The organism is Blautia sp. JLR.GB0024 (assembly GCF_037000545.1).
GTDB lineage: Bacteria > Bacillota > Clostridia > Lachnospirales > Lachnospiraceae > Blautia > Blautia celeris.
Window position 1 is genome coordinate 138205 of sequence record NZ_JBANBF010000007.1, and the last position, 17721, is coordinate 155925.

Sequence of the window (17721 nt, forward strand, 5' to 3'; positions counted from 1 at the left end):
AGCCCTGCAAAAAGCGCAGTTCTGTGAACAGTAACACGCTTCGCGATGCACACACAATGCAATAAATTGCATTGTGGCGCTGGCTAACTCGGGATTTTGCTTCGCAAAACACCTCCCGGAACATTGGCCGTGAATAGTTACAAATGACATACAATGACACAAATGAGGAGACGGATTTTCAATGGAAAAAAAGAAGAAAATCAGAAAAGGTGATTTCGGATATATCTCTTCCCAGAAGAAAAAGAGAACGATGTATACCATTCTGGCCTTTATAGCCCCGCTTACAGTTTTTTTTACCGGTCTTATCATCAAGGGAAACAGAAATACGGTTTTTACGGTAGTGGCTGTTGTGGCCTGTCTGCCTGCCTGTAAATTTGCAGTGGGCATGATCATGATGTTTATGCAGAAACCAATGTCCGAGAAGGATTACCGGCAGATTGAAAAGCACAGACATGGCCTGGCTCTGGGATATGAGCTGGTGATATCTGCCTATGAAAAACAGACCTTTCTGGACTCAGTGGCTGTATGCGGCAATACGGTGGTGGGATATACCAGCCGTGAAAAATCCGACATACCTTTTGTGGAGAAGCATATTCAGTCCATCCTCAGACAGAATGGATACTATGTGAATGTAAAGATTTTCCGGAAGCTGCCGGATTATTTAAACCGTCTGGAATCCATGTGGGAGCATCATGAATCCCTGGAAAAGGATATCCGTTTTACACCGGATGAGAAATATCCGGATTTGACCAGAAATGAACTGATCCTGCATACTATTTACGCGATTTCTCTCTAGAGCCTGTTTGAAAATTCATTCCGACAATCTGCACGCCCCACTTTGCGGGAGATTTGCCCCCAATTCAGTCAGCGTAGCCCGCTACGCCTCCTTCATCGGGGTCAAATCTCCCACAAACTGTGACGCACAGCTTGCCGAAAGCAATTTTCAAACACGCTCTAGAATACCGCGAAACAAGGCTTACAGACAGGAGGAATACATGAGAGAACTGACAGTCAAAGCAGGGGAGAGCGGACAGCGTTTGGATAAATATCTTGCAAAATATCTGAAGGAGGCACCGAAAAGCTTCCTATATAAAATGCTCCGAAAGAAGAACATTACTCTGAACGGCAGAAAGGCTGACGGCAGTGAGAAGCTGCAGGCAGAGGACTGTGTCCGTCTTTTTCTGGCGGAGGAGACACTGGAAAAATTCATGGGGACTCAGACAGAGGCTCATACCTGCTCTTTGGATGTTATCTATGAGGATGACCATGTGTTGTTTATCAACAAACCTGTGGGAATGCTGTCCCAGAAGGCGGATAAGAAAGACATATCCCTGGTGGAATATCTGACAGGATATCTGCTGGAAAAGGGTGCACTGACAAGAGAAAATCTGCTGACTTTTCATCCGTCTGTCTGCAACCGTCTGGACCGCAACACCAGCGGCATTGTGGCAGCGGGCAAAACCATGGCCGGCCTGCAGACATTGTCCGGGGCATTTAAGGACAGAAGCCTGCACAAATATTATCTTGCGCTTGCGGCAGGGCGCGTGGAGCATCCGTCCTATATAAAAGGTTATCTGTGGAAGAATGAGCGGACCAATAAAGTCACTGTGACAAGGGAACCGAAAAAGGATGCCCTCCCTATTGAGACGCGTATGCGGCCTCTGTCTTATTCCGGGACAGGAGACTGCACGCTGTTGGAGGTGGAGCTTCTGACAGGGCGTACCCATCAGATTAGAAGTCACCTGGCAAGCATTGGGCATCCCATCATCGGAGACGCAAAATACGGCAGCAGAGAAGTCAACGAAGCGTACAGGAAGAAATACCGGGTTACCTCTCAGCTGCTTCATGCATGGAGGATTGAGATGCCGTCTTTCGAGGGAGAGCTTAGTTACCTGTCGGGACTGAAGCTGACGGCAGAACTGCCTGCGTTATTTAAAAAAGTCATCAAAGGGGAGAAACTGTAATGAGCAAACAATATAACGGGCCCTCTATCATGGAGGAGCTCTGGGAATATATAAAAATGATTATTTTTGTGGTTGTTGTGGTTTTCATCGTCAACAATGTGCTTTTGATCAATGCCAAGATTCCGTCAGAATCCATGGAAGACACGATCATGACGGGAGACCGGATCTTCGGAAACCGACTGGCATACATAAATAAAGACCCACAGCGTTTTGACATTGTGATTTTCAAATACCCTGACGATGAGACACAGCTTTTCATTAAGCGTGTCATCGGACTGCCCGGGGAGACGGTGGAGATCAGGGACGGAAAGGTATATATCGACGGCGCCGAAACCCCACTGGATGACAGCTTTACACCGGAGCCGCCCCAGGGAAACTGGGGACCGGAGGTGGTTCCGGAGGGCAGCTATTTTATGCTGGGTGACAACAGGAACCGCTCAAAGGATTCCCGCTTCTGGACCAATACCTTTGTGAAAAAAGAAAAAATTCTGGGTAAGGCTGTCCTTCGCTACTTCCCGTCACCGAAGCTGATAAAATAAAGTGCAGGGAAAAATAAAAAGAACAGCAGGAAAAGAGACATCATAGAAGACAAAAGAAAGAGGAGGAATGGAGATGGCGACCTGGAATTCCAGAGGTCTGCGCGGTTCCGCACTGGAGGAGTTTATCAACGAGACCTGCGCGCGCTACAGGGAAAAGAATCTGGCCCTGATACAAAAAGTCCCCACCCCCATTACACCGGTCCGCATAGACAAGGAGAGCAGGCATATTACGCTGGCTTATTTTGAGAAGAAGAGTACAGTGGATTATATCGGCGTGGTTCAGGGAATTCCCATATGTTTTGACGCAAAAGAGTGCAATACAGATAACTTTCCCCTGCAGAATATCCATGCCCATCAGGTGGAATTCATGGGGGATTTTGAGAAACAGCAGGGAATCGCGTTTTTGATCCTTTTTTTCACCCACAGGGATGAACTCTACTATATGCCCTACCGGGAGATGTACCGCTTCTGGATGCGGGGACAGAACGGCGGCAGGAAACATTTTAAGTATGAGGAACTGAACCCGGAATGCTTTTTAAAGAGAAGCAAAAATTTTCTGGTACCTTTTCTGGAAGGGGTTGCCTGGGATTTGGATAAAAGAGAAATATAAAAAAGTTGTATTTTTTCAACTTATGGTGTATACTGAATGAAAAGTATGTGTCCGTGAAGAAAGAAATTGAAGTATACAGGTAACAGCCCTATCTGTCTTTGATGACAGGTTCGGCTGTTTTTTGTTACATGGGAAAATTCTCCGAACTTCCTGACCGTAGGTGGCTGCGCTTTGGCGTGAAGGTCATATGGGCAGGATTCTATTTTAAGTAATTTGGGGACTGCATGAAGAAAGAGGTAAAATTTGAATAAAACAACAAAAAAACAAAACGACAAGGTTAAAATCATCCCACTTGGGGGACTGGACAAAATCGGTATGAATATTACTGCAGTTGAATATCATGACACGATCATTGTGATCGATTGCGGAATATCCTTTCCGGATGATGAGATGCTGGGTATTGACAAGGTCATTCCCGATGTGTCTTATCTGATTGAGAATAAGGAGAAGGTGAAAGGGTTTGTGATCACCCACGGACATGAAGACCATATCGGTGCGCTGCCCTATATCCTTCCGCAGATCAATGTGCCGGTCTATGCCACCATGCTGACAATGGGACTCATAGAGCATAAGCTGGAGGAAGCAAAACTGCTGAAAAAGACGAAACGCAGAGTAGTGAAACAGGGAGGCCAGATCAATCTTGGCGAGATGCGAATCGAATTTATCAGAACAAACCACAGCATAGCGGGGGCATCCGCTCTGGCAATCCATACACCCGCAGGGATTGTTTTCCACACAGGGGATTTTAAAGTGGATTATACCCCTCTGTTCGGAGAGGCTATTGACCTGCAGAGAATGGGAGCTCTGGGGAAGAAAGGCGTGCTGGCAGTCATGTGCGACAGTACCAATGCCATCCGTCCCGGATTCACTCCGTCTGAGACAAAGGTTGCAAAGACTTTTGATACGCTTTTTGCAGAAAACAAGACAAACAGAATTATTGTGGCCACCTTTGCATCCAATGTGGACCGAGTCCAGCAGATCATGAATACCGCTTATAAATACGGAAGAAAAGTGATCCTGCAGGGCAGAAGTATGGAGACGGTCATCAAGATAGCGGAAGAACTGGGATATGTGACGATTCCTGAAAAAACTCTGATATCCGTAAATGAAATGAACCGTTATCCCGATGAAAAACTGGTATTCATCACAACAGGAAGCCAGGGAGAGGAAATGGCCGCATTGTCGAGAATGGCGGATTCGACACATAAAAAGGTAGTCATCAAACCAAAGGACGCAATCATATTCAGTTCAACTCCCATACCGGGAAATGAGAAAGCTGTCTCCAGAATCGTCAATGAACTGGCAAGGAAAGGCGCAAATGTTATTTTCCAGGACACCCATGTGTCAGGTCATGCCTGTCAGGAGGAAATCAAGCTGATTTATTCCCTGCTGAAGCCCGAATATGCCATTCCGGTGCATGGAGAGTACCGCCATCTCATAGCCGGCGGCAATCTGGCAAAGGAATTGGGGATGGATGATGACCATGTATTTATACTGGAGGCAGGTGACGTGCTGGAACTCTCCGAAGAGACCGGAAAGGTAGTGTCAAAAGTCACCGCAAGAGGTATCTATGTGGACGGCCTGGGCGTGGGAGATGTGGGAAATATTGTACTCAGGGACAGGCAGAGCCTTTCGGAAAACGGTGTCATCATTGTGTCACTGGCTTTGGAGCGGAAAACAGGCAAGCTTATGTCAGGTCCGGATATTATTTCCAGAGGATTTGTCTATGTAAGAGAATCCGAAGAGCTTATGCGCGAACTGAAGAAAGTGGCATCAAAAGCCATTGAAAAATGTGAAAAACAGAATCACAGGGAATGGGGACAGATAAAGACAGAGATCAGAGACAGCCTGGATGATTATTTATGGAAAAAGATCAAGAGAAGTCCTGTTATACTTCCTGTCATTATGGAAGTTTAAAATGTTCCTAAGCCTGGTTGAAGGTTTTTCGGCCCTCCTTTTTGGGGGGCTGTTTTTTATATCGGTCGCAAAGAATATAGAAGTGTGGGCAGCAGATATGATATACTGATCATACAGAAACAGAGTTATGGGCAGGACACATGAGGAACGGTATTTGGCAGGGAAAGGAGATGGTTTTATGTGGAAAAGGGCAGAACTGAAAAGAAGAGGAAGGGAAAAACTAAAGCGGAATTATTGGCCTGCTGTGGCGGTTTCACTGGTTCTCGCTGTCATGATGACAGATATTAGCGGACCGTTTTTGCTCCATGGGAAGAAGTATAACCTGGTGTCGATTCTCTGGACAGACTTCCTGATTCCCTGGAAATTCAGCGGAACTATCATAAAGACCATTATCCGTGATATTCTCTATGTTTTTATTTTTGCCATAATAGAAGTGGGCGGAGCTGCATTTTTTATCAGGAACAGAAAGGAAAAGGCAGGGGCAGGCCTGGTATTTTCCGGCTTTTTTGATGGAAATTATAAGAAGTATATGAAGGGGATGTTCCTGGTGCATCTGGAACTGTTTTTCTGGTATCTGATGCTTCTGGTACCGGGAATCATACAATCCTATGCATTCCGCATGGCCCCTTACATTCTGGCGGAAAACCCGGATGCCGGGTTTGAGGAGATTCTGCATACCAGTGAGGATATGATGCGCGGACAGAAGTGGAGGGCATTTCTTCTGGACTTATCCTTTCTTGGATGGCGGGTACTGACTATTCTGACCTTTGGCGTGCTGGGAATCTTTTTTACAGGACCATACATAGAGGCAGTGAATGCGGAGCTGTATGCTGTTCTGAAGGAGGAGCGTATGAGACGGTTAGATGCAGACAATCACGGCATCTCATCCCGCCCATCATGAATAAGAAAACTCTCCAATCCGGCTTTGATAAAAGAATCAATGGTCTTTTGAATCTTCTTCCAGTCTCCACACTGGTTGCGGATCGTCAGTTTATTGATCGTCAGGCATCCGTTCATCTGGAAATAAAATACAGCCTCAGCCTGTTCAAATGTGAGCAGGCTGTGAGACATCAGCCAGGTGACATAGCCTTCCTTATACACATCTGCTATTTTGTCAATGATCCTGGAGGAAATAATATCGTCCAGAAATAGTACCTGATACCTGGGAGTATTGTGTACCTTGTGGCAGAAGGGAAAAGTGCAGTTGGAGGCAGCGCGGCCGGGGCACATGAGATGTTCCTCCAGGCTTTTGGTGTCCTTCAGCATTTCTGTCAGGATATCATCCAATACATCGTCCATATCATAATAATGCAGATAAAAGGTTCCCCTGTTGATCTCAGTCAGCTTACAGATCTCCGTGACGGTGATTTTTGAAAAGGTTTTTTTCTCCAGCAGGGCAAGGAAGGTATCTTTGATTGCCTGCCGGGTGTATTTGGTGCGGCGGTCTTCTTTTCTTTCTTTGGTCTCCATATGTTTCCTCCTTAAACGATTCATATCAACAATTTTTTTAATCTGTTGATAAAATGAACAGATTGAAAAAATTGATGATTGTAATTTTCATAATTACAATTATAATCAATTATAGAAAGAAATCAACAGGTTGTTCAGAAATTTGGAGGTAAATATATGGGACATGTTATAGCAGTGGCCGGAAAAGGCGGCGTAGGCAAGACAACTTTATGCGGTCTGCTGATTCAGTATTTATGCGAGAGCGGGAAGAAGCCGGTTCTGGCAGTGGACGCAGATGCGAATTCCAATTTAAATGAAGTTCTGGGAGTTGAGACAGAGATTACATTGGGCGAACTGCGTGAGGAAATAGAGCGTGCGGGCATTGACAGCAGATATCAGATTCCTGCAGGTGTGACAAAGCAGGATTATCTGGAAATGAGGCTGGCGGATGCCATCACGGAAGAGGATGATTATGACCTTATGGTAATGGGGCGTACCCAGGGACAGGGATGCTACTGTTTCGTGAATGGCCTGGTGCAGACACAGATACAGAGACTCCAGAGCCATTATCCCTACATTGTAGTGGACAATGAGGCGGGCATGGAGCACATCAGCCGCGGCATTCTGCCCACCATGCAGACAGCCATCCTGGTAAGCGACTGTTCCAGAAGAGGGGTACAGGCGGCAGGGAGAATCGCCCGTCTGGTGGAGGAACTGAATTTCAAACCACAGAAAATGGGACTGATCGTAAACCGTGCGCCGGAGGGCAGATTAGACGCAGGAACCATGGAAGAAATTGAAAAGCAGAACCTGAATCTTTTAGGAGTTGTTCCCCATGATGACATGGTATACCGCTTTGACTGTGACGGAAAGCCGACGATACAGCTTCCGGCAGATTCTCCGGTGCGGGCAGCCCTGAAAGGGATTGTGGAGAAATTAGGGCTGTAAAGGAAAAATAAAATCAGATATAAGGAAGACAGAGAATACAGGGGAGCAGGCAAAACAAAGCCTGCCCCTGTTTTTTTATTTTACCTTGTATCTAACATTTCTGTAAGATTCCCGGAAACGCTGGGAGATAGAAAAAAAATAAGTTATAATGATAGCACCAAACAAGGATCAAAACCGATACACAAGACAGAGAAAAGGAGCAGAATATTATGAAGATCATGATTGTGGAAGACGAATTGTCCCTTGCCAGAGAAATTTGCCTCCTCTGCAGAAAATGGGAGTTTGATACAGAATATATAAGAACTTTTGACCATGTGGATGAGGAGTTCATGCGCATCAAGCCGGATTTTGTTCTTCTGGACATTAATCTGCCTTATCATGACGGCTTTTACTGGTGTGAAAGAATCAGAACCATGTCCAATGTGCCCATCCTTTTTTTATCCAGCCGTGAGTTAAACGCGGATAAGATCATGGCTATGGCATCCGGCGGGGATGATTACATGGAAAAACCCTTTGATTCGGAGCTGCTGCTTGTGAAAATCCGTTCCATGCTGAGGCGTGCCTATGAATACCGGAAAAATGACAGGGAATATCTGACGGACGGAGGATATTATGACAGCGCGGAGGGGATCTTTACCTATGGGGAACAGTCGGTGGAGCTGACCAAGTCGGAGAATAAAATCATGAGTGCCCTGGTAGAATGCAGAGGAAAAGTAGTGGAGAGAGAAAAGCTGATGCAGCATCTATGGAATACGGATGAATTTGTCACGGACGCCTCCCTGACTGTTCTGGTGTCAAGGCTCAGAAGCAAGCTTCGGGATATATCCGGCGGGAAAGAGATCATAGGCACGAAAAAAGGAAGGGGATATTATATCATATGAAAAAGTATCTGGCTGATCGGGGCCATGCCATACTGCTTTTTTTGATATCACTGCTGTTTGTCAATTTGTATTTCGGTTTCATCTGCGCTACCCGAGTCAATCCGGGGGATTTGTATTACCTGGATGCAGCAGCGGGCGCGCTGGCGCTGTTTCTTCTGGCACTGGACTACAGAAAACAGAGCAGGATCTGCAGAACACTCACAGAGGAGAAAGAGATTTCAAAAGAGGAGATGAGAAAGCTGCTGGGCCGCCGTCAGTATGAAATATGGTACCGGGAGAAAGAGGAAGATGAGGAAAAAATACAAAATCTGTATAATGAGATCCTGGAACTGAGCGACTATATTACCCTGTGGGCCCATGAAGTGAAGCTGCCTCTATCTGCCCTGCGGCTTATGAATGAGAGAAATAAGGACAGGGCACTGCAGGAAGAAATGCAGGATTCCCTGGAGCGGATACAGCAGTATCTGAATACCATGATGATGAGCAGTAAGCTGAAAAAGCCGGAAAATGACGTGAAGCTGGAAAAGGTCAGTTTAAGGGAAGCGGCAGCGGAGGCTGTAAAAAACCAGTCCTATTTTCTGATACGCGATCATTTTGCCATAGAGATGCATTTAAAAGACGAGGCTGTTTACAGCGACCGCAGATGGCTGGTCTATATGCTGGACCAGATCATCGGCAACGCGGTGAAATACCGGGGAGAAAACCCCACACTCACCTTCGGAGCTGACATTTCTTCTGCATGCGGAACAGAGTTTTGGGTTGAGGACAACGGTACCGGCATAGCCCAGGCGGAACTGCCCTATATATTTGATAAAGGCTATATCGGAAGCTGTCAGAGAAACGGCGGCTACCGATCCACGGGAATGGGCCTGTACTTTGTAAAGCAGACTGCAGACAGGCTGGGTATTGGAGTCAAGGCTTCCTCCGGGGAAAACAATACAAGATTTACATTTACATTTCAAGATCACGCAGATTATTTTTTCCTGGATAAGCCACACCAAACCTTGCAGAAATGTTAGAAACAGGCGGAAGGTGTTAGAAAGATGTAAGGATTTCCCGCTCCTGTTTTGCTACACTTAAACTGTAAAGAAAACAGTTGAATTTGCCGTAAAAGGAGTTAAGGAAATGAAAAAAATTGTGGAGATCAAAAATCTGACAAAGACCTATGGACGCAAAGGATATGAGTCGGTAGTCCTGAAAGATGTCACCATGGATATTTATGAACATGATTTTATTGCCATCATGGGGCCAAGCGGAGCCGGTAAATCCACCCTTTTAAACCTGCTGTCCACGCTTGACAAGCCCTCCCGGGGGCAGATCATTTTGGACGGGGAGGATGTGACAAGGGTGGGAAACCGACAGCTCTCCGTGATCCGCAGGGATAAGATCGGATTCATTTTCCAGGAATACAATCTTCTGGACAATATGACCCTTCAGGACAACATAGCCCTTCCTCTTTCCCTGAACGGTAAGAAGAGCCGGGAAATTCTGGAGAAGGTGGATAAAATGGCAGATATGTTCGGGCTGTCTGCGCATCTGAACAAATACCCTTACCAGCTTTCCGGAGGACAGAAACAGCGCGGAGCCAGTGCCAGGGCACTGATCACAGAACCTCGGATCCTCTTTGCCGATGAGCCCACAGGAGCTCTGGATTCCCGTTCCAGCCGGGATCTGCTTTTGAGCCTGAAGGCAGCCAATGAGAAAGGAAAAGCCACGATTCTTATGGTGACGCATGATGCCTACACAGCCAGCTATGCAAAGCAGGTATACTTTTTAAGCGACGGGCAGATCCAGTGCAGACTGAATAATAAGGAGGACAGAAAGTTATTTTACGATGAGATTCTGAAGCTCCTGGCATCCATGGGAGGTGAGAGGGAATGAGTCTGATCCGGCTTACAATGTCCAATTTTAAACGGAATCTGAGAAATTATATGTCATTGGTTCTGGCGCTGGCCTTCTCTGTGTTTATCTTTTTCAATTTTCAGTGTGTCCTGTATTCGGATTCCATGGAAGTGCTGAACAATTACAATAAAGACTATATAGATTTGATCGTGCATGCGCTGTCTGTTGTCTTTGGCGTATTTTTGTTTTTCTTTATCTGGTATGCCACCAATGTGTTTTTAAACCAGAGGAAAAAGGAAATCGGCATCTACATTTTCATGGGACTGGACAACAAAAGAATCGGAAAAATGTACGCTTTGGAAGCTTTATTTTCCGGCCTCTTTTCCCTGGCAGCAGGCCTGGCGGCGGGAGTAGTTTTTTCAAAGCTGTTCCAGATGGTGCTGCTGCGCATTTCGGAGATCAGCGTGGATATAAAATTTTCCTTTTCCCTGAAGCCGGTTCTGATAACCGCGTGTGTTTTCATGGCGATTTACGGGCTGATGGTGGTAAAGGGGTATGTCTCTCTTGTCAGAAGCAGCGTGCTGGATATGCTTTCCGGTGCAAAACAAAAAGAGATGAAAGCGGAACCGGCATTTCTGACAGCCATTAAGATCATGCTTGGCGTCAGCGTACTTGGGGCAGGATATTACTGTGCCGTCAGGACAGGTGATATTGACAGTCTTGCCTATGCCCTGGCTGCGGTGATCCTGGTCATAGCAGGCACTTATTTTATCTACGGCGGCCTGATTCCATGGCTGATCAGAAAGCTTACGGAGAATAAACAATATCTCTATCAGAAGCAGAGAAATCTTTGGGTGAACAACCTGGCCTTCCGTCTGAAGCGGAACTACAGGACCTATGCTATCGTGACCGTGCTCATGATCTGCTCCGTTACAGTGCTTGGAACCTCCATAGCCCTGAAGCAGAGATATGAAAGGTCAGAGCATTTCAGGACCACATATACCTGTCAGGTGGTAACGAAAACGGAAGTGGACGCAGATGAGATACAAAAAGAGATTGAGAAGGAGAATAAAGTAAAATACAGAAGCAGCATTCCCCTTTTATCGCTTGATCCGGATAAGCTGCATTCGAAATACAAGAGTGCCAATTATGCCATTACTTCAGAATCGGCCGTAAAAGCTGCCGCCGAAGAAGCCGGACTTCCCTATGAGAGTGGATCGCTTGGGGACAATGAGTGTGTTCATCTGACCCATATTATGCTCATGAGTTTTGTTCCGGAAGACAATGAGCCGGTTACCATAGGGGATCAGGTATTTCAGCAGATCGCAGAGAGCAATGTGCCATATCTGGGGGATCTGCAGAATGGGATGAGTGTATATGTGGTGAATGACACACAGTATAAAAAGCTGCAGCTACTGGGGGAAGTTCTGTATCTGTACAACTATAAATTTGAGGACCCCGAAAATCTGGATGCCTCGGTTCCCTATCTCAGGTCTCTTGCGAAAGAGGATCCGGACCGTTTTGTGGGTGTGAATCTGATTCGTACGGAGGATAAAGAAGGGGCTTGGGTCCGTGTCATGTATTCCCTCTGTGTATTCATGTTCGCAACCCTGATCCTGGCCTGCGGAAGTATTATCTTCATCAAATTAAACAATGAAGCTGCGGAGGATATGGAGCGCTACAGGGTATTGCAGAAAATAGGAATCCAGAGATCCACACTTTATAAATCCATGAAAAATGAGATTCGCTTTACTTATTACTGTCCTTTTGTTCTCATGGTCCTGACTTCCTATTTTTCTATCCACGCAGTGGGAACGGTTATGAAAGAAGATCTGCTTCGGATCAATGTGTTCAGCGCGGCAGCCATACTGCTGTTATTCAGCATCATTTACCTGATATCCGTCCGCGCATTCAGGAAAAAAGTTTTGGATTAAAAAAGAAACAGATAAGTGCGGCGTCCCGGGAAAACATCCGGGGCGCCGCACTTTTTTTAGTATTTTCCGTACATGTCAACAGCTTCCAAAAGCGCTTCCATATTTTCCTGGGGACAGTCCTCCAGGGAATATCCGGTGGTGAAAAGATAACCACCTCCCGGTGCCATGATCTCCAGATGCTGTTTCACTTCTTCCCGGATTCTCTCAGGCGTGCCGTACCGCACTGAGTATACCGGGAATCCGCCCATAAGGCAGGCCGTGTCTCCCAGTTCTTTTTTTGCAAGCTTCAGGTCTACGTTCTCAAAGTGGTATACCACTTTATTCTTCGGCACTTCCTTCAGGTATTTCAGCCTGGTATTATAGGCACCCTCTGTGTACACAACCGGTGTGATATTGTGTTCGATCAGCGCAAGGATCCATTTCTGCAGATAAGGCCAGTACAGTTCCCTGTAATCCTCCTCACTGATGAAATTATCAAAGCCCTTGTGCAGCATAACCCATGCGTAGCGGCTGCCGGTTGCCTGGCAGAATCCCAGACTCTGTTTGATATGCAGGTCTGCGAAGATATCCAGTGCATGCTTTACATTGTCCCGCTCTTCGATCAAATCCGGCATCATGCCAAAGGTTCCCCTGAGTGTATCCCCAAGCATATCAAAGGCCGTTGCAGAGCCTCCGCCCATAATGGAATAATAGCCAAGGGCGCGGAGCTTTTTGTCGTACTCCTGTATCACAGCGTTCATTTTCTGGGCTTCCTCCGCAGCAGCCAGCAGGCGTTTGTAGACAGGGATGGCCTGCGGTGAGGTCAGCATATGCTGAGCACCGCCCACAATCATATCATAGTAATCCAGGTCAGAAAGCGGTTCAAAGATTTCCATGGTGCGGGGCAGATGTTTGGTCAGCCAGAAGCCTGCCGGATCCCGGAAGAATTCATCGTATTCCCCGTCTTCCAGCGTTGGATATTCAATGAACTGATAGGTATTGTTCTCGTCCAGGCCCTTGGGGTCTCCGGGCCAGCGGGCATTTTTCATGCCCAGATTTTCCAGAACTTTAGCTGCGGGGGTGAAATTACTGATGCTTCCCGTATCTGTGTAAGAGTATTTTTCATAAAAAGCCAGCATGGCACGGCAGGCTTTTTCATGGTCAACCATACTCTCAGCCATAGTGATTCCGGCCTTGTGAAGAGGGTAGGTGCCGACTAAAAGGGTATTCGGAACCCTGTCCGGCTCCTGGTTTAAGACGGCAGTTTCCACGCGTTTTTTTCTTTCCTCATAAAGTTTTTCATAATCCGCCATAGGTATTTCCTCCTTTCCCATAGGGAACAGACATTGATTCATGATATAAAAAGTATACCACTGTGCTGCGGCGGCTTCTACAGCCCGGCATCACAAGTCTTTTCTTTTGTCGGGTGCGTTTTTTGTATTGAACGTACATGTGCCAAGAGATATGAGATATCTGCATAACCACAGGAAATCTGCAGAAAATGTAAGTATAACCCAGCAGAAAATATAAAAATCGGAACGGAGTTTATCATGGACAGAGAAGAAAGTATCAATGAGATTCTTTCCTATTACAGCGGCAGGAAAGATAAAAAAGAGCAGGAAACAGTGGCTGCAATGTTAAGGGAACTGCAGGAAGCCTGCGGCGGAATCAGTCCGAAACTCCAGGAGAGGGCAGCACAGGCGGCAGGCATAAAGGTTTCTGTGATTCAGTATCTGGTGCGTATGTACTCTGATCTAAAAGAAACACCGTATGAGCATACCGTCACGGTCTGCACGGGGATAAGATGCAGAAATAAGGGCGGAGCAGCCGTTTCCCAGGCTGTGAGAAAAGCGCTGGGCATTAAAAAGGAAGGTCTGTCTGCTGACGGAAATGTATATCTGCATGTGCGCGGCTGCCTGAGAAACTGCGGGACATCGCCGAATCTTCTCATTGACGGGAAACTGTTTTCCAAAGTTAAGCCGGAGCAGGTGCCTGATATTCTGGAAAAAACGTGCGGACAGCCATATGGCAGACAGGAATAAAACATAAATTACCATTTGTCTACCAACATGATTTTTTGCATAATCTGGGCAGAATACACAAAAGATAGCAAGAGGATGTTTGAAAATGCATGCCCGCAGGACTGCCTGCAAATTGTGCCGCACATATCTTGCGGCAGGTAATTTTCGAACACAAGCTAAACGAGGAATGGAATCGAAAGGACGAGAGATTATGGAAGAGTTCGGGATAAAAACATCCATATATTTTGGAAAAAATGCATTGGAATATTTAAAAAAACTGCAGGGTGCCGGGATATTTATTGTCACAGATCCTTTTATGGTGGAGTCCGGCCTTGTGGAGCGTATCACCGGATATCTGGAAAAAGACCGCTGTACGATCTTCAGCAATGTGGTTCCTGACCCGCCCCTGGAACTGGTGATCGAAGGTGTCAAAGAGGTGATAAAACACAGACCGGATACCCTCATTGCCCTGGGCGGAGGATCTGCCATTGATGAGGCCAAGGCCATCATGCATTTTTCCAGACAGATTGGAAATCTGCCGGATATGGAATTTATTGCGGTTCCCACCACCAGCGGAACCGGCTCGGAGGTCACATCCTTTGCCGTGATCACAGACAGGGAAAAGGGAATCAAATATCCCCTGGTGGACCAGTCTCTTCTTCCGGATACGGCGATCCTGGATGCCAGCCTTGTAAAAAGTGTTCCCAAAACCGTGGTGGCGGACACGGGCATGGATGTGCTGACACACGCGCTGGAAGCTTACGTCTCCACAAAAGCCAATGCCTTTACAGATGCCCTGGCGGAGAAAGCAGCTGTGACGGTTCTGCGGTACCTGATCCGTTCCTATACCAGCCAGGAGGATTTCAGAGCCAGGGAGGAGATGCACAATGCATCCTGTATGGCAGGACTGGCCTTTGACAGAACGTCCCTGGGAGTGAACCACGCCATTGCCCACAACATCGGAGGAAAGTTCAAAGTGCCCCACGGCAGGACCAATGCGGTTCTGCTCCCCTATGTGGTGGAATTTAACGCGGATATGAAGGAATTCAATCCCCGTGCATATACCCGGGCAGCCGAAAAATATGCGGCGATCGCCCAGCTTGCGGGAATCGGCGGCGGCAATGTGCGGGCCGGGGTGAAGAACCTGGTCAGGGAGATCCGGAAAATGCAGGAACAGATGAAAATGCCTTTTGGATTTAAGGACTGCGGCATTTTGCCTGAGGAATACCAGAAACAGAAGGATGCTGTAGCACAGGGAGCGCTGGCGGATGCCTGTATCAGGACAAACCCCAGAGATGTATTCCGGGAGGATATTCTGGAACTTTTGAAACGCGCTTATCAGGGAATCCGCTGATACCGTCCGGGCAAGGAGGGCTCAGATATGGAAGTGAAAGAAAAACAGAGGATCATACAGGAATTTGTCCCGGGAAAACAGATTACACTGGCCCATGTCATAGCCGGTCCCGACCCGGCGATCTATGTGAAACTGGGACTGGAGCCGGAGCAGATGGACGCCATCGGCATTCTGACCATAACACCCAGTGAGGGGGCGATCATAGCGGCTGATATAGCCACTAAAGCTTCTGACATCACCCTGGGGTTTATCGACAGGTTCAGCGGCGCGTTGGTGTTTACCGGTGACATCAGTTCAGTGGAGGCTGCAGTGAAGGAGATTCTGGAAACCATGGAAGAACATCTGGGATTTGCAAAGGCGCCGGTGACGAGAACATGAAGAAAGTGATATTTATAGGACAGAGCGGCTGCGGCAAGACAACCCTGTGCCAGAAGTTAAACGAAGAAGAGATCCGCTATAAAAAGACCCAGGCTGTGGAACGGTACGGGGAATCCATAGACACACCGGGTGAGTACCTGGAGAACCGCCATTTTTACAATGCTCTGATCATGAGTGCAGTGGACGCGGGCATCATCGCCCTGGTGGCTGACCCTACATCGGAATACCGGGCGATTCCTCCCGGGTTTGCCGGCATTTTCGGGAAAAAGGTGATCGGTATTATAACGAAGATACATGAGGCTGGCCCGGAACAGGTGAAGAGGGCCCAGACGCAGTTAAAAGAGGCAGGCGTAAGCCGGATCTTTCGAGTAGATACACCAAAGGGGACAGGAATTGCCGAGCTGTCTGAATTTCTGAACCGGGAAAGGGGGAAAAAATGAAAGAAGAACTTTTGAGTGTGGGAATTGATCTTGGTACCAGTACCACGCAGCTTATTTTTTCCAGGCTGACAGTGGAGAACATGGCGACCAGTTATACAGTTCCCCGGATGGTGATCACCAGAAAAGAGATTCAGTACAAAAGCGATATTTATTTTACACCCCTCCTTGACCAGACCAGGATCGATTTTGGTAAAGTACGGGAAATCATAGAGCGGGAATATGAGAAGGCAGGTATCCAAAAGGATGAGATTGACACAGGCGCTGTCATCATCACAGGTGAGACGGCCGGAAAAGAAAATGCCAGGGAGGTTATTCACGCCCTGAGCGGATTTGCAGGGGATTTTGTAGTGGCCACAGCAGGGCCGGATCTGGAGAGTGTCATCTCCGGAAAAGGTGCCGGTACGGATCTATATTCCAAAGAGCACCATCTCACAGCCGTCAATATAGATATCGGCGGGGGGACCAGCAATCTGGCGGTATTTTGTCGGGGCGACACTGTGGATACAGGCTGTCTGGATATCGGAGGAAGGCTTGTAAAACTGGACAGAGAGACCGGACGGATCACTTATATTGCGCCGAAGATACAGAAGATCATTGAGTCTGAGGGCTGGGAGATCAGCGTCGGAACCATTGCAGATGAGGCGCTTCTCAAACCGCTGCTTGTGCAGATGACAGAGGTACTGGAGCAGAGTGTGGGACTGCGCAGAGACAATCCTTATTATGAAAAGATGATCACGAACCAGGGAATCCATCTGTCACAGGAGATTTCCTGCATCAGTTTCTCAGGCGGCGTGGCGGATGTGGTTTATCATCCCGAAAAATTTACGGACCCTTTTCTATTCGGGGATATAGGTGTGCTGCTGGGGAGGACCATACGGGAGTCTGCACTGTTTCGGAATCTGCAGGTGATCGAAAGCGCAGAGACTATACGCGCCACAGTGGTGGGAGCGGGAAGCCATACTACGGAAATAAGCGGCAGCACCATTACCTACACAAAGGAAGTGTTTCCGATAAAGAATCTTCCCGTTCTGAAACTCAGTGAGGAGGAGAGCGAACCTGCAGCCATGGGGGATGCCATCAGGAAAAAGCTGGAGTGGTTCACCGTGGAGGGCAGCATACAGCAGACAGCCGTTGCCTTTACCGGAGAGGATAATCCGAGCTTTTTAAGGGTACAGGAATATGCAGAAGCCCTTCTGGACGGCATGGAACCCTTGCTCCGCGCGGGACTGCCGTTGATCGTAGTGGTGGAAAATGATATGGCAAAAGTCCTGGGACAGACCATGTATCACCTTCTGGAATGGAAAAGAGAGGTTATCTGCCTGGACGGCATCCATCTGGCAGAGGGCGAATATATCGATATCGGAAAGCCCATTGCAGAAGGATGTGTACTGCCGGTGGTGGTCAAAACCCTTGTTTTTAGTAAATAAATGTAACTGTTCAGTGCCCTCACAGTTACGATCAAAAA

At 47.3% G+C, this 17721-nt stretch carries 18 protein-coding genes and 2 pseudogenes; 17 read left to right on the top strand and 3 right to left on the bottom strand.

The window, feature by feature from the left end; all coding sequences use genetic code 11:
- The first annotated feature begins 181 nt into the window (after positions 1-181).
- A complete protein-coding gene (locus V8Q34_RS16765; RefSeq protein ID WP_033139459.1) occupies positions 182-796 on the top strand; it encodes a hypothetical protein in 615 nt (204 codons plus the stop codon).
- On the opposite strand, the pseudogene V8Q34_RS16770 reads toward V8Q34_RS16765, so the two are convergent.
- Positions 774-887: pseudogene (locus tag V8Q34_RS16770) on the bottom strand (DUF6783 domain-containing protein); the annotation flags it as partial. The gene V8Q34_RS16765 and the pseudogene V8Q34_RS16770 overlap by 23 nt on opposite strands.
- Here V8Q34_RS16770 and V8Q34_RS27550 point away from each other — a divergent pair.
- The 6 genes and pseudogenes from V8Q34_RS27550 to V8Q34_RS16795 all read left to right on the top strand — a co-directional run.
- Positions 864-914: pseudogene (locus V8Q34_RS27550) on the top strand (hypothetical protein); the annotation flags it as partial. The pseudogenes V8Q34_RS16770 and V8Q34_RS27550 sit on opposite strands and share 24 nt — an antisense overlap.
- A gap of 81 nt (positions 915-995) precedes the next feature.
- Entirely contained in the window at positions 996-1964 is a 969-nt protein-coding gene (locus V8Q34_RS16775; RefSeq protein ID WP_335835936.1) for an RluA family pseudouridine synthase, read from the top strand.
- Positions 1964-2503 carry a signal peptidase I gene (lepB, locus tag V8Q34_RS16780; RefSeq protein WP_033139461.1) on the top strand — a complete coding sequence of 180 codons (540 nt, stop codon included), beginning with the start codon at positions 1964-1966 and terminating at the stop codon, positions 2501-2503. Before V8Q34_RS16775 ends, lepB begins: the two co-directional genes overlap by 1 nt.
- Before the next feature lie 73 nt (positions 2504-2576).
- Complete coding sequence (locus V8Q34_RS16785; protein WP_033139462.1) at positions 2577-3113, top strand: Holliday junction resolvase RecU; 537 nt, start codon at positions 2577-2579, stop codon at positions 3111-3113.
- Between the two features lie 243 nt (positions 3114-3356).
- Positions 3357-5030, top strand: a complete 1674-nt coding sequence (locus V8Q34_RS16790; protein WP_033139463.1) for a ribonuclease J — start codon at positions 3357-3359, stop codon at positions 5028-5030.
- Between the two features lie 178 nt (positions 5031-5208).
- On the top strand, positions 5209-5931 hold the full coding sequence (locus tag V8Q34_RS16795; protein WP_052098888.1) for a DUF975 family protein: 723 nt from the start codon (positions 5209-5211) through the stop codon (positions 5929-5931).
- Here the strand turns inward: V8Q34_RS16795 and V8Q34_RS16800 are convergent.
- A complete protein-coding gene (locus V8Q34_RS16800) occupies positions 5904-6500 on the bottom strand; it encodes a TetR/AcrR family transcriptional regulator (protein WP_335835937.1) in 597 nt (198 codons plus the stop codon). The two genes, V8Q34_RS16795 and V8Q34_RS16800, sit on opposite strands and share 28 nt — an antisense overlap.
- 156 nt (positions 6501-6656) lie before the next feature.
- Here V8Q34_RS16800 and V8Q34_RS16805 point away from each other — a divergent pair, with 156 nt between their 5' ends.
- The 5 genes from V8Q34_RS16805 (at position 6657) to V8Q34_RS16825 (ending at position 12084) form a co-directional block, all read left to right on the top strand.
- Entirely contained in the window at positions 6657-7427 is a 771-nt protein-coding gene (locus V8Q34_RS16805) for an ATP-binding protein (RefSeq protein ID WP_148392712.1), read from the top strand.
- Between the two features lie 209 nt (positions 7428-7636).
- Complete coding sequence (locus V8Q34_RS16810; RefSeq protein WP_103732178.1) at positions 7637-8308, top strand: response regulator transcription factor; 672 nt, start codon at positions 7637-7639, stop codon at positions 8306-8308.
- Positions 8305-9327, top strand: a complete 1023-nt coding sequence (locus tag V8Q34_RS16815) for a sensor histidine kinase (RefSeq protein WP_335835938.1) — start codon at positions 8305-8307, stop codon at positions 9325-9327. The genes V8Q34_RS16810 and V8Q34_RS16815 overlap by 4 nt, the downstream gene beginning before the upstream one ends.
- A gap of 106 nt (positions 9328-9433) precedes the next feature.
- Positions 9434-10189 (top strand): ABC transporter ATP-binding protein, encoded by a 756-nt coding sequence (locus V8Q34_RS16820; protein ID WP_033139468.1) that lies wholly within the window; start codon positions 9434-9436, stop codon positions 10187-10189.
- Positions 10186-12084 (top strand): FtsX-like permease family protein, encoded by a 1899-nt coding sequence (locus V8Q34_RS16825; protein ID WP_033139469.1) that lies wholly within the window; start codon positions 10186-10188, stop codon positions 12082-12084. The genes V8Q34_RS16820 and V8Q34_RS16825 overlap by 4 nt, the downstream gene beginning before the upstream one ends.
- A gap of 56 nt (positions 12085-12140) precedes the next feature.
- Here V8Q34_RS16825 and V8Q34_RS16830 read toward each other — a convergent pair whose 3' ends face one another.
- A complete protein-coding gene (locus V8Q34_RS16830) occupies positions 12141-13376 on the bottom strand; it encodes a uroporphyrinogen decarboxylase family protein (protein ID WP_033139470.1) in 1236 nt (411 codons plus the stop codon).
- A gap of 237 nt (positions 13377-13613) precedes the next feature.
- Between V8Q34_RS16830 and V8Q34_RS16835 the strand changes: the two genes are divergently transcribed.
- The 5 genes from V8Q34_RS16835 (at position 13614) to eutA (ending at position 17683) form a co-directional block, all read left to right on the top strand.
- Positions 13614-14105: an NADH-quinone oxidoreductase subunit NuoE family protein gene (locus tag V8Q34_RS16835; RefSeq protein WP_033139471.1), complete on the top strand. Its 492-nt coding sequence runs from the start codon at positions 13614-13616 to the stop codon at positions 14103-14105.
- A 190-nt stretch (positions 14106-14295) separates the two neighbouring features.
- Positions 14296-15438, top strand: coding sequence for a 1-propanol dehydrogenase PduQ (locus V8Q34_RS16840; RefSeq protein ID WP_335835939.1), 1143 nt, complete (start codon positions 14296-14298; stop codon positions 15436-15438).
- Positions 15439-15465: 27 nt separating this feature from the next.
- The gene (locus V8Q34_RS16845; protein WP_181014471.1) at positions 15466-15816 is read left to right on the top strand and encodes a BMC domain-containing protein; all 351 of its coding nucleotides are present in this window, start codon (positions 15466-15468) and stop codon (positions 15814-15816) included.
- Positions 15813-16256 carry a EutP/PduV family microcompartment system protein gene (locus tag V8Q34_RS16850; RefSeq protein WP_227244654.1) on the top strand — a complete coding sequence of 148 codons (444 nt, stop codon included), beginning with the start codon at positions 15813-15815 and terminating at the stop codon, positions 16254-16256. Before V8Q34_RS16845 ends, V8Q34_RS16850 begins: the two co-directional genes overlap by 4 nt.
- On the top strand, positions 16253-17683 hold the full coding sequence (gene eutA, locus V8Q34_RS16855; protein WP_033139474.1) for an ethanolamine ammonia-lyase reactivating factor EutA: 1431 nt from the start codon (positions 16253-16255) through the stop codon (positions 17681-17683). The genes V8Q34_RS16850 and eutA overlap by 4 nt, the downstream gene beginning before the upstream one ends.
- Positions 17684-17721: the final 38 nt, after the last annotated feature.

What these genes read in the sequence shown, in the direction of transcription:
- V8Q34_RS16825 (WP_033139469.1), top strand. Translation starts at nt 10,186, where the DNA reads ATGAGTCTGATCCGGCTTACAATGTCCAATTTTAAACGGAATCTGAGA.
- V8Q34_RS16765 (WP_033139459.1), top strand. Translation starts at nt 182, where the DNA reads ATGGAAAAAAAGAAGAAAATCAGAAAAGGTGATTTCGGATATATCTCT.
- V8Q34_RS16850 (WP_227244654.1), top strand. Translation starts at nt 15,813, where the DNA reads ATGAAGAAAGTGATATTTATAGGACAGAGCGGCTGCGGCAAGACAACC.
- V8Q34_RS16810 (WP_103732178.1), top strand. Translation starts at nt 7,637, where the DNA reads ATGAAGATCATGATTGTGGAAGACGAATTGTCCCTTGCCAGAGAAATT.
- V8Q34_RS16840 (WP_335835939.1), top strand. Translation starts at nt 14,296, where the DNA reads ATGGAAGAGTTCGGGATAAAAACATCCATATATTTTGGAAAAAATGCA.
- eutA (WP_033139474.1), top strand. Translation starts at nt 16,253, where the DNA reads ATGAAAGAAGAACTTTTGAGTGTGGGAATTGATCTTGGTACCAGTACC.
- V8Q34_RS16830 (WP_033139470.1), bottom strand. Translation starts at nt 13,376, where the DNA reads ATGGCGGATTATGAAAAACTTTATGAGGAAAGAAAAAAACGCGTGGAA.
- V8Q34_RS16775 (WP_335835936.1), top strand. Translation starts at nt 996, where the DNA reads ATGAGAGAACTGACAGTCAAAGCAGGGGAGAGCGGACAGCGTTTGGAT.
- V8Q34_RS16795 (WP_052098888.1), top strand. Translation starts at nt 5,209, where the DNA reads ATGTGGAAAAGGGCAGAACTGAAAAGAAGAGGAAGGGAAAAACTAAAG.
- lepB (WP_033139461.1), top strand. Translation starts at nt 1,964, where the DNA reads ATGAGCAAACAATATAACGGGCCCTCTATCATGGAGGAGCTCTGGGAA.
- V8Q34_RS16820 (WP_033139468.1), top strand. Translation starts at nt 9,434, where the DNA reads ATGAAAAAAATTGTGGAGATCAAAAATCTGACAAAGACCTATGGACGC.
- V8Q34_RS16800 (WP_335835937.1), bottom strand. Translation starts at nt 6,500, where the DNA reads ATGGAGACCAAAGAAAGAAAAGAAGACCGCCGCACCAAATACACCCGG.
- V8Q34_RS16785 (WP_033139462.1), top strand. Translation starts at nt 2,577, where the DNA reads ATGGCGACCTGGAATTCCAGAGGTCTGCGCGGTTCCGCACTGGAGGAG.
- V8Q34_RS16815 (WP_335835938.1), top strand. Translation starts at nt 8,305, where the DNA reads ATGAAAAAGTATCTGGCTGATCGGGGCCATGCCATACTGCTTTTTTTG.
- V8Q34_RS16805 (WP_148392712.1), top strand. Translation starts at nt 6,657, where the DNA reads ATGGGACATGTTATAGCAGTGGCCGGAAAAGGCGGCGTAGGCAAGACA.
- V8Q34_RS16835 (WP_033139471.1), top strand. Translation starts at nt 13,614, where the DNA reads ATGGACAGAGAAGAAAGTATCAATGAGATTCTTTCCTATTACAGCGGC.
- V8Q34_RS16845 (WP_181014471.1), top strand. Translation starts at nt 15,466, where the DNA reads ATGGAAGTGAAAGAAAAACAGAGGATCATACAGGAATTTGTCCCGGGA.